This window comes from Flavobacterium glycines (assembly GCF_900100165.1).
Classification (GTDB): domain Bacteria; phylum Bacteroidota; class Bacteroidia; order Flavobacteriales; family Flavobacteriaceae; genus Flavobacterium; species Flavobacterium glycines.
In genome coordinates, this window is sequence record NZ_FNEO01000005.1 from 63,006 (window position 1) to 75,411 (window position 12,406).

8 protein-coding genes are annotated in these 12,406 nt (G+C 33.0%); 7 read left to right on the plus strand and 1 reads right to left on the minus strand.

Going from position 1 to position 12,406, the window contains the following annotated elements:
- Positions 1-237 precede the first annotated feature (237 nt).
- The 7 genes from BLR17_RS12155 to BLR17_RS12185 all read left to right on the plus strand — a co-directional run bounded on the left by BLR17_RS12155 (position 238) and on the right by BLR17_RS12185 (position 11,588).
- Positions 238-3,024: a T9SS type A sorting domain-containing protein gene (locus BLR17_RS12155; protein ID WP_245683138.1), complete on the plus strand. Its 2,787-nt coding sequence runs from the start codon at positions 238-240 to the stop codon at positions 3,022-3,024.
- Positions 3,025-3,412: 388 nt separating this feature from the next.
- Positions 3,413-3,781, plus strand: a complete 369-nt coding sequence (locus tag BLR17_RS12160; protein ID WP_066330073.1) for a response regulator transcription factor — start codon at positions 3,413-3,415, stop codon at positions 3,779-3,781.
- A 136-nt stretch (positions 3,782-3,917) separates the two neighbouring features.
- Positions 3,918-4,904: a HEAT repeat domain-containing protein gene (locus BLR17_RS12165; protein ID WP_139068410.1), complete on the plus strand. Its 987-nt coding sequence runs from the start codon at positions 3,918-3,920 to the stop codon at positions 4,902-4,904.
- A 2-nt stretch (positions 4,905-4,906) separates the two neighbouring features.
- Complete coding sequence (locus tag BLR17_RS12170) at positions 4,907-6,331, plus strand: glycosyltransferase family 2 protein (protein ID WP_066330077.1); 1,425 nt, start codon at positions 4,907-4,909, stop codon at positions 6,329-6,331.
- A gap of 28 nt (positions 6,332-6,359) precedes the next feature.
- Positions 6,360-8,786, plus strand: a complete 2,427-nt coding sequence (locus BLR17_RS12175) for an alkaline phosphatase family protein (RefSeq protein WP_066330079.1) — start codon at positions 6,360-6,362, stop codon at positions 8,784-8,786.
- Positions 8,786-10,051: a YaiO family outer membrane beta-barrel protein gene (locus BLR17_RS12180; RefSeq protein WP_066330080.1), complete on the plus strand. Its 1,266-nt coding sequence runs from the start codon at positions 8,786-8,788 to the stop codon at positions 10,049-10,051. Before BLR17_RS12175 ends, BLR17_RS12180 begins: the two co-directional genes overlap by 1 nt.
- Positions 10,052-10,238: 187 nt before the next feature.
- Positions 10,239-11,588 (plus strand): DEAD/DEAH box helicase, encoded by a 1,350-nt coding sequence (locus BLR17_RS12185; protein ID WP_066330081.1) that lies wholly within the window; start codon positions 10,239-10,241, stop codon positions 11,586-11,588.
- Positions 11,589-11,861: 273 nt separating this feature from the next.
- Here the strand turns inward: BLR17_RS12185 and BLR17_RS12190 are convergent, their stop codons facing one another.
- Entirely contained in the window at positions 11,862-12,383 is a 522-nt protein-coding gene (locus BLR17_RS12190) for a hypothetical protein (RefSeq protein WP_066330082.1), read from the minus strand.
- Positions 12,384-12,406 lie beyond the last annotated feature (23 nt).

Below are 12,406 nucleotides of genomic sequence, written 5' to 3' on the forward strand. Positions count from 1 at the left end.
AAAAAACTTTTTTTGTCAATTTACCTCTGTTTTAGCATCAAATTGCGATTTGCCCCTGCTTTAAAAACAATTTTTACCCCTAATTTATTTTTTGTATATCTAATTTTATCCCCGAACAGAATAACTAAACGTTTTTTTATTACTTCATGTAAACGTTTACAAAAAATTAAATCAAAAAAAAAATGAGTAAAAAATTTTAAACAATAAATAGAATTATTAACCCAAAACCTACATTAAATGCTAAAAAATTACATGAAACCATCATTTGTAAAGGCAATAGCCTGCCTTACAATGACAACCACCGCAATGTTTGCGCAGAATCCTGTAGTCAAGATTGATTTTGACCAATCAGGAAGACAATCGGCCGAAGTAAGTGAACCAGGATATACTCCCTGGGTAGTTACTACAAATACAGCCACTAAGATACTAAATGGAGTTACATTCACAGTAACCAGAGTTGGAGACAAAGGAGACAACTTAGGAACCAACTGGGAAAAAGTAGGAATCCAGGCTCCTTATTACGCAAGATTAGTATGTGACGGACTTACCGTAAAAGGAACAACTGCAAATCAGGGCGGAAAAATAGAACTTCGAATCAAAGGATTAGAAACAGGAACTCATACTTTAATGGCTTTTTTAAATGTGGTAGACAGCCCCGTATTTACCTATAGTCCAATTGATGTTTCTGTAGATGGGAATTTAGTTTTTAATAACGTAATTCCAACTATCAGAGCTCATAAAACCGCTGACGCAAAATCAGTTTATCTAACTTTTCAAGCCACGACAGGAAACGATGTGGTCATCCTTTTTGCGGCAGAAAGGTCAGGTACTGAAGCCAACAAAAATGTCATGTTAAACGGAATCGAATTGAATACCCCTAATATTTTTAATCAGGCTACCAATCCGTCTCCAAGCAACAATGACGAACACGTAGAATTAAATTCCGGAGGTACGGTTTTGAGTTGGACTTCTGCTATTAATGCTGTATCACATAATGTTTATTTTGGAACAGATTTAGCATCGATTGAATCAGCAAACACCTCTTCTTCATTATATAAAGGAAATCAACTTAAAGCAAATACCTCTTATCCGGTAAGCGGACTATATACAGGAGGCACCTATTATTGGAGAGTTGACGAAGTTTTAGCAAATGGTGAAGTAGTAAAAGGAAATATTTGGCGTTTACGTCCCGCTCAACTTGCTTTTCCGGGTGCTGAAGGATATGGCCGTTTTGCCCGTGGAGGAAGAGGCGGAAAAGTAGTAGCTGTTACCAATTTAAATGACAGCGGTCCCGGAAGTTTGCGTGAGGCTGTTACCAATGATATCGGTCCAAGAACTATTGTTTTTAATACTTCAGGAATTATCCAATTGAATTCCCGTTTGGTTTTAAGCCAGCCTTATATAACCGTTGCGGGGCAAACTGCTCCTGGAAAAGGAATCTGTATTCGCTCTGCTCCTTTCGGTATTACAGGAAACGATGCTATCGTTCAGAATGTAAGAGTTCGATTAGGTGCAGGTCCTACTTATGATGGAATGGGATTAACAGGGGCTAATTACAGCATCATAGACCACTGCTCTATCAGTTGGACAATTGATGAAGCATTTAGTTCTCGCTCAGGTAAAAACATTACATTACAAAGAACATTAATTTCAGAAGCGTTAAACGCGGCAGGACATCAAAATTATCCGGCAGGAACTGAACATGGTTATGCAGGAACAATTAGTGGAGATATTGGAAGTTTTCACCATAATTTATTAGCACACAATTACGGACGTAACTGGAGTCTTGGTGGTGGTTTAGATGGTAGCGGAGCTTATTCCGGCAGAATGGATATTACTAACAATGTAGTATACAATTGGGGTGGCAGAACAACTGACGGAGGAACGAAAGAAGTCAATTTTGTCAATAATTATTATAAACCGGGAGCAGGTTCTAAAATTTTTGTTGCTTTTAGTGCTGATAACGAAAATGTTGGAACAGGAATGCAAAGATGTTATTTTAACGGAAATGTGATGCCTGGTCGTTTTGATGAATCAAATCAAATTATTGGTAGAAGAGCTACCTTTAGAAATGGAGCTACTTATCAATACGACAACTTTGTTAACACACCATTTTTCCCGTCTTATGTAACAACACAAACAGCTGGTCATGCTTACAAAATTGTGCTTTCTGACGTTGGTTGTGTTCAGCCTGAATTTGACGAACACGATCAAAGAATTATTACTGAAACATTGGACGGAACTTATACCTACACAGGAAGTGTAACCGGAAAACCTGGATTCCCTGATAATGAATCAGATGTGGGAGGTTATGAAGAATATCCAGTAGTGAACAGAGATATTGATTGGGATACTGATCAGGATGGATTACCTAACTGGTGGGAAGCTATCAAAGGAACTAATCTAAATTCTGCAATTGGAGATTTTTCAGATAGTAATGCCGACGATAATTTAGACGGTTACACTAATCTGGATGAATATTTACAATGGATGTCACTACCTCATTATGAATCTCCTAAAGGACATAAAGTAAATATTGATATCAAAAAACTTTCGAGAGGATTTACCGAAGGAGTTAGTTACTCCTTATCTAATGTTGAAAAAGGAAATGCTACTTTAGTTGCTAACATAGTAGAATACAGACCAACGGCAAACGGATTAGGTTCATTTGACTTTACCGTTACTGATAATACCGGAGCAACAATGACCCGCAGAGTAAATATAGTTAACGGATATTCTTTGTCAGCAACTAAAAAAAATCCAGAAATCTCTACTCAGGTTAATGTTTGGCCTATCCCAAATAATGGTTCTTTTTCGATATTAATGACCAATAATGACACCGAAGACAAAAGTATTGCTGAATATAAAATTTATGATATTTTTGGAAAAGAAGTCAAAAAAGGAATTCTTAAAACAGATCGTTTGGAAAACGTCAATTTACAAGCAAAAGGAATTTTCGTTCTAAATGTTTCAGATATTTCAAGTAAAAAAATAATACATTCACAAAAAATCATTTTAGAATAATTTTTTATTATCATCTTTAAAATGGCAACTTTCAAAGTTGCCATTTTTTTTATATCCAATTTCAATCTACTAATTCTAATTTTTCTGGTTGCATTACTTAATCCCAAACACTCTCTTCAATTACGATTTTACACTTTTTGACTTGATGTATTTGAAGGATTTAAAATTCCACCGTACAAACTTTTTTCACATAGACTCTTTCAACTTCTTTTTAGTAATTCTACAATAGTATTAGCTATAAATACTTTGTAGTATTTTTACCTTTATTTTAATAAAATAATGCATTTTATCGGTGTTTTTATGCACTTTATCGATATAATTAAATTTTATTGTTTACTTTTATCTTGAAATTAAGCCCTAGTACAAAAAACAACTAACCTACTAAAAAATGAATCTTACAAAAAAAATTGTTTTGGCCGAGGATAATTCTATTCTTTCAAAATTATTACAATTTAAATTAGAGAAAGAAGGTTATCAACTCCTAATAGCAAACAATGGCAAAGAAGCCGTTGATTTGATTGAAGACAACGATCCGGACATGATTTTAACCGACATTATGATGCCTTTCATAAGCGGCCTAGAAGTAATCAGTCACGTTAGAAACAAACTCGACAGAAATACTCCCATAGTTGTATTTTCTTCTGCCGGTCAGGAAGAAATGGTTTTGAACGCTTTTAATTTAGGTGCAACCGACTTTATGAGCAAACCTTTTAGCCCAAACGAATTAATTATTCGTATCAAAAGATTATTGCAATAAAGCTTAAATACCAACTATCATGTTAGAGTTTTTCCAAAATAGTATAGACTCTTTGAGCAGTATGCATATTATTATCAAAATATGTATCTACTTATCATTGGTTCTCGCTTCAACTATATTCCTTTCATTAATCTATTTGAAAAATTTAAGGGACCGATTAAAAATAAAGAGACGAATAGAAGCTACGTATCAAAAAAAATACGAATCGGATCTAATTGAATATTTATATGCCGGTGACGATGAAACAGAAAATGAACAACAGCAAAAAATTGTTATTTATTTAAAAAAATGTGCAGCAAACCGATTGAAAAGAAAAATAATCATAGGCACTTTTTTAAAACTAAAAAACGATGTATCTGGAGAAACTGCTGATGCGATTCAAAAATTATATTACCAAACAGGATTGATTGAATCAGCTACCTCTAAATTAAAAAGCAAAAAATGGGATGTTGTAGCCAAAGCAATTAGAGAGTTGACCCAATTTGAAATCAAAGAAACACACGATGAAATTATCAAATTAGTCAATCATCCCAAAAAACAAGTCCGTTTTGAGATTCAAAAATATTTAGTACAATTATTTCGTTTTGAAGGACTTGAATTTTTGAATATCATTGAAAATGAACTTTCAGAATGGGATCAAATTCAACTTTTAGAAATTCTAAATAAATTCAAGAATTTGCAGCTCCCTGACATGAGCGATTGGTTACGATCAAAAAACGATTCAGTGGTTTCTTTTACATTAAAATTAGTTCGAATTCACAATCAATTTGGTGTTAAAGACGAAATAATTGCACTTTTTAATCATTCAAATCCTGAAATCAGAGTAGAAGCCATCAATTTAGTGAATCATTTAGGTATTTACGAAGCTGTAGCAATCTTAAAAACCGGTGTTTTCGAAAGAACTCTTGAAGAACAAATTGCATTCTTTAAAATGATGGAAGAAATGTCTATGCCAGACGACATTGAATTTATTAAAGAGCATATGAATCATAAGAATTTCTACATCCGAATTTCGGTAATGAAAATCATGAACTTAATTACTGTTGGAGACGACAATACCTTTACCATTAACAATATTGCCGAAGAATATCAAATTAACACTAACCTTACCAAAGCCAGTTAATTATGAACATTACAAGTACTATTATCGATTCTCTTGATTTTATATTTTTTGGTTTTGCAATTGCAGCGGTAACATCCTATATTATTTTAGCAATAATTTCTGCTTTTGAAACCGTGAATTATATGAAGAAAAATAGTTTTGTAAACTATACCGAGATATTGTCTTCTTCTATTTCACCGTCTATTTCAATCATAGCCCCAGCTTATAATGAAAGCTTAAATATTGTAGAAAATGTACGTTCCTTACTTTCAAATCATTATGTAAACTATGATGTAATTATTATTAATGACGGTAGTAAAGATGATAGTTTAGAAAAACTTATCGCAGCTTACGATTTGGTAAAAGTAGATTACTTAATCAACAATCAACTTCCTACTAAACCACTTAGACAAGGAGTTTTTAAATCTACAAATCCTGCTTTTGAAAAACTAATTGTAGTTGATAAAGAAAATGGAGGAAAAGCCGATGCTTTGAACTTTGGGTTAAACATCAGCACTAACAAATATGTGGCCTGCATTGATGTAGACTGTTTATTATTAGAAGATTCATTACAAAAAATGATCAAACCATTTTTAGAATCTACCGATGAGAAAGTAATTGCAGCCGGTGGGGTAATTAGAATTGCTAATTCGTGTAAAATTAAAGACGGAAAATTACTGGATATTAATTTACCTAAAAGCAGTATCGTAAAAGCCCAAATTTTAGAATATTTAAGAGCTTTTCTTTTAGGCCGAATGGCATGGAGTAAACTCAATGGATTATTAGTTATTTCGGGAGCTTTTGGTTTATTTGATAAAAAAATAGCTCTGGAAGTAGGTGGTTATGATACTAAAACGGTAGGAGAAGATATGGAAATCATCGTTAGGATGAGACGCTATATGGAAGAAAAAAAAGCAAAATACAGAGTAGCATACATCCCTGACCCATTATGTTGGACAGAAGCGCCAGACAGTTACAAAATATTTATTTCTCAAAGAAACAGATGGACCCGAGGCACTATTGAAACACTTAAAAAACATAAAAAAATCGGATTTAATCCCGAATACAAAGCCTTAGGAATGGTTAGTTATCCTTATTGGTTTTTATTTGAAAGAGTTGCTCCAATTATGGAAATACTGGGATTAATTTACTTCTTAATTCTTATTTTTAATGGTTTTGTAGTTTGGATTTATGCTATTTCTTTTCTTGTATTAGCCTATCTTTTTAATGTGCTTTTTTCAATTATTACAATTATTACTGAAGAGCTTACTTACCATCAATATTCAAAAAAAGGAATGGGATGGCAGCTTATAAAAACTGCTTTTACCGAGCCTATACTCAACCACCCGGTTGTTTTGTATGCTGCTATAAAAGGAAACTTTGACTACTATTTTAATAAAAAAATCAAGTGGGGAGAAATGACTCGCAAAGGAATGAGTAGTAATTAATCTTCAAAATTCACCAATCTTTTTTTCAATGGACTCTAATCAACAACTAAAAAAACACTTTAGTTACGGCTACTTGTGCTTATCAATGTTATCTGTTTTTTGGTTAATAAGCATATTCGAAATAGTCGCTAAAACATATACTGGTATCGAAATACCAAACACAGCTATCACCTTAGTTTACAAACTGATTAATGATTTCTGGACCGTACTTATTATAAGTTTGCTTGGTTTGCCTTTGTATTTTGCTGTAAATTATAAAAGTAATCAATGGGCTGATACTCTATTTAAAACACTTTTTACAATAATTGTAATCTGTCAATTTGCTTTAACCAAATACCATCTGACAACCTTAGTTAATCTGGGAGCTGATTTTCTGGGTTACTCACTTGATGATATGTTTATAACAGTTACTGCATCGGAATCCTTTTCTATACTGTATTTTGTCCCTTTCATTCTCTTTCCTGTTTTGTTTTGGTCAATTTGTAACTATTACGCTAAAACTTTCACATCAAAAAAAATATACCAAATTTCAGGATTTTTTGCTGTTTTTTGCATTTTAATCAAACTCTTTCTAACTGAAGTATCAGAAATTGGATATCAAAATAAACTGGCTTATTTTGCTAACGACATCATTCGTTTTCAAAAAGACAAAAATGAATTTGACGCTGCAAATTTAACCTATAAAAATGAATATCCTTTGTTAAAACCTGCATCGGCAACACCTGATGTTTTGGCTCCTTTTTTCAATATTCAGGAAGAAAAACCAAATATTGTAATGATTATTGTTGAAGGTTTAGGAGATGAATTTATTGGAAAAAATGCCAACCGAGGCTTCACTCCTTTCCTGGATTCTTTAATCCCAAAATCTTTATATTGGGAAAATTTTGTTAGTAATGCAGGACGTACATTTGGTGCCTTACCTTCTATTTTAGGTTCCTTGCCTTATGGCGAAAAAGGTTTTCTGGAAATGAATCCTTTGCCGGCTCACAGCTCTTTAATTAGTATTTTAAAATCTAATGGATACAATACCGCTTTTTATTGTGGTGATGAATCCAGTTTTGACCATCGAATTAATTTTCTGGAATACAACAACATCGATAACATTGTGGATATTAACAAATTTGGCAATAGTTATCAAATGACAAAAAAAGACGAAAAAGGCTTTTCCTGGGGATATCCTGATGCTGAAATATTCAAAAAAACACTTTCAGAAATGGACATCAAAAAAGGACCTCGTCTGGACGTAATCATGACACTGACTAATCATGAGCCTTTTGAATTTCCTGAAAAAGCCGAATATTTGAAAAAAGTTGATTATATCAAAAACACCAACAAATCTCTTGCTCTTTCTTCATCGGAAATCGACACCTATAAGGACATTTATGCTTCTTTACTGTATACCGATCATTCGATTCAAACTTTTATAGAATCTTATGCTAAAAGACCGGATTATAAAAATACTATTTTTGTAATAACAGGTGACCACCGTTTAATTCCAATTGAACAAAAAGACAAACTTTGTCGTTTTCACGTCCCTTTGTATATCTATAGCCCAATGTTGAAAAAAACACAATCTTTCAAATCGGTTTCTTCCCACTGGGATATCACTCCTAGTTTGCTTTCGTTTTTAACTAACAATTACAAAATGAACAAACTGGAAAAAACAGCCTGGATGAGTTCTGGTTTAGATACGGTAAAGCGTTTTAGAAATATTCATTCAATTCCTATTATGCAAAATAAAGGAGTAATCGATGAACTTATCTACAAAGACTATTTGTACTCTAATGGAGAGCTCTATAAAATTGACGCAAATTTTGAAACTAAAAAAATCAGTGATAGCGAGATCCTACAAACTGTTGAAGAAAATATGCAGGAGGCTAAAAAACTGAACGCCTATTTGACTCAAAAAAATAAAATCATTCCAAAATACCTACAGATTTACAATAAATCTAATTATGAATTTTCAAAAGAAGAATTAACTTTCATTAAAAAAGAAATTCAGGGATTAAACTCCGACCAAATTTTCTTTAAAGCAAGAGAATTAGCGTTTAACAATCAAAGAAAAGAAGCCCGTACCTTATGCAACTATGTTTTAAATGATTTACCTAACTATGCCGATGTAAGAACATTAAAAGGCAGAACTTTGGCATGGGACAAAGATTATGTAAATGCCGAAAAAGAATTATTAGAAGTTGTCAAAAGAACACCTTATTATTACGACAGCTACCTTGCATTGATGGATATTTACTGGTGGTCAAATCAGGATAATAAAGGAATAGCAATTGCTAAAAAAGCTTTGAAAAATGAAATTAAAAATCCGGAATTAGGAATTAAATTAGCCAAAGCTTACCGAAGAACAAATAATATCGCCATGGCAAAAAGAGCCGTTGACAGTCTGCTTAAAAAACAGCCTAAAAACAGTGATTTTCTTAAACTTAAAAATGAAATAAAATAATGATAAGTAAACCAATTATCAAATTAACGATACTTTTCACTTTTTCTTGTCTTGTACAAATACAGGCCCAAGTGAAACCTTATAATGGAAATCCGGATACTTCTTTTGAAACTGCCCGTAAACTGGCATTCAATCAACAAAGAAAACAAGCTCAGGATACTTTAGTAAATATTTTAACCAAATATCCTAATTATCATGATATCCGTAGTTTTTTAGCTGCAACCTATTCCTGGGATGGCGATTATAAAAAAGCACGAAAAGAATTTGCCCAGGTAATTGAAAAAGCACCAGAAAACAAAGAAAACTGGATTGCCGCCATCAAAAACGAATCTTGGAGCGATGCGCATTATGAAGCATTAGAAATGGCTAATACAGCATTGAAAATTTTCCCAAATGACCCGGAAATTTCTTTATTAAAAGCAACCGCTTTAAAAAACACTAATAATTCGTTAGAAGCCTTAAGTACTGTTGAAGCAATTATTGCAAAAAACCCCGAAAATCAAAATGCTAAAGAATTTTTAGAAAGTCTAAACAGTACATTAAGAACGAATACTATTGGTGTTAGAGCCTCCGTAGATATCTATTCCAAAGTATTTGATCCAATGCAATATTATACCATGAGTTATGGTAAACAAACAAAATACGGAAGTATCATCGGAAGAGTTAATTTCAACCGTCGTTTCAACGAAAATGGTGCTCAGCTTGAAGTCGATATGTATCCTAAAATCACCAAAGGACTATATGCCTATTTGAATGCAGGATATGCTAACAGCTTTATCTTTCCCGACTTTAGATTTGGTGCCGAATTGTACAAATCTTTACCTCATGGTTTAGAACTTTCAGCCGGTTTCAGATCTTTACAGTACAGCACAACCACTAACATTTATACAGGGTCATTGGGTTGGTACACCGGAAACAGCTATTGGTCTTTACGCCCTTATTTCACACCGGGTGATGGTGGAACCAGTACTTCTGCTGCTTTGACTTATAGAAAATACCGCAGTAATTCCGATAACTACTTAAGCTTTATGTACAGTATGGGAGTTTCACCGGAAGTAAACCAATTCATATTTAATTCAAATGATGCCTCTATTGTACGACTTCAAACACAACGTTTTAACATAGGTTATTTTTTCTCAACCAATAATAATAAAAATGCCTGGGGAGCACAATTTGATGTAGCCCATCAGGAAATAAGTTTTAATCCCGGAAATTATTTCTGGATTTATTCGCTTACTGTTTCCTGGGATTTGAGATTCAAATAACAAAACACAAATAATTTTCCACAGAGATTCACAAAGAAAACACAAAATACTACAAAGAGATTATTTTTACAGTTTTAACCATATTTTTTTGTGAATCTCTGTGATATACTCTGTGAAGCTTTGCGAAATCAGAAAGTATGAAGACATTATTTTCAAAAAGACTATCTTTGCACAAAATATACGTTTTATGGCTACTTTCGAGCAATTCAATCTTCCTAAATCATTACAAAAAGCAGTTGATGAAATAGGACTTACAACTCCTACTCCTATTCAGGAGAAATCTTTCTCTGTAATTATGTCTGGAAGAGATATGATGGGAATTGCACAAACCGGAACCGGTAAAACCTTTGCCTACTTATTACCTTTATTAAAACAATACAAATTCAGTACTACACATACTCCTAAGATTGTTATTTTAGTTCCTACACGTGAACTTGTAGTTCAGGTAGTAGAAGAAATAGAAAAATTAACGCAATTCATGTCTATTCGAACTATAGGAATTTTTGGTGGTGTGAATATCAATACACAGAAAAAAACGGTTTATGAAGGTTCCGACATTCTTGTGGGAACTCCTGGAAGAACAATGGATTTAGCACTGGATAACGTTGTTCGTTTTGAAGACATGCAAAAGCTGGTCATAGACGAATTTGACGAAATGCTGAATTTAGGTTTCCGCACACAGCTGACCTCTTTATTTGCGATGATGCCAAGAAAACGTCAAAACATATTATTCTCGGCAACAATGACCGATGAAGTAGATGCTATTTTGAACGATTATTTCGATTATCCGGAAGAAGTAACGCTGGCCGCTTCAGGAACTCCATTGGAAAAAATCAAACAGATTACCTATAACGTTCCGAATTTCAATACCAAAATCAATTTGTTAAAACATTTATTAGCTACAAATGAAGACATGAGTCGTGTGCTGATTTTTGTCAATAACAAAAAGATTTCCGATATGCTTCACGAACGCATCGAGGAAGATTTTGAAGGGCAATTTGGTTTAATTCATTCTAATAAATCGCAAAATTACCGTTTGAACACCATGGCTTCTTTTCAGGAAGGCAGTTTACGCGGATTGATTACTACCGATATTATGGCGAGAGGTTTGGATATTTCTGATATTACTCACGTTATCAATTTTGAAATGCCTGAGTTTGCCGAGTTATACATGCACCGTATTGGACGTACCGGTCGTGCCGATGCTACGGGAACTGCAATTAGTTTTGTATCACCTCGTGAAGAAGAAGCAAAAGTAGAAGCCGAAGTCCTAATGGATCTGGAATTAGAAATTGAAGATTTCCCTGAAGAAGTTGCCATTTCTGACAAGTTAATTGGTCCTGAAAAAGACAGACAGCCTGTTAAGTTTTTAATGAAAAAACCTAAGATAGAAGGCGGAGCGGCTTTTCATGATAAAGCCAAAAAGAATACAAAAGTCAATCTTGGAGGTCCTTCAAAAACAAAGAAAAAAACACATGGTTCGGTAAATAGAAATATGTTGAAAAACCAAGCTGCTAAAAAGAAAAAGAAGAAATAAACTGCGGATTTAGAAAGCAGTCTTCAATTTGCAGAAAGCAAAAAACAGATTTCAGATTAAGGATTAACCTCTCATCTGAAATCTGTTTTTATTTAAAAAAAACTAAAATCTACCTTCTCCTTTCTGCTGTCTGAAATCGCAGGAACCTTCACACAGTTTCGGATTAAAGTGAGCAGAATTCTCTCTGCCTAAGACAACCTTTATTTCGTGAATTATAAAATTCCTGCAACGAAAAACTCCGCAAAAGCTTGAAACGATGATTACCTTATTTATTTAAAAAGTATTCTCAAGTTTCTGCTTTGATAAGTTGTAGAGAAAATATTCTTGGTTTGAATAATACCAGTCACCATTACCTAAAATTAAACTCTCTTTCCAAACTCCAAAATAATCATTCGCCTTTTTTTTATTCTTAAAGTTTAGCATTCCAACATATATAATCGTATCGTTATTTTGATCTCTAAATCCAGAGTACTGGCGATTATAATTTTTAAACTTCTTTTTGACATTCATTGGGTTTTTAAAACTATTGACATCATAATCGCTTTTAAAATGGTTTAATTCATTTCGTTTATAAATGTAATAGTTTGTTTGAATATATTTTTCAGCTTCAATAGCTTCACTAATATTTACTCTATATTTCGTTGAAAATTTATTATTTGCAAATAAGAAAGGCCAATTTTCGTAATCGTTGATTAATATTCCTTTTGCATTGTAAAATTCTTTCAGCTCAAATTCTGATTGTTGAATATTTACAAGGTTAAAAATCAATAGGAAAATAGTGCTTATTGTTTTCATATGTCCTCGATTTATTTTGAAAT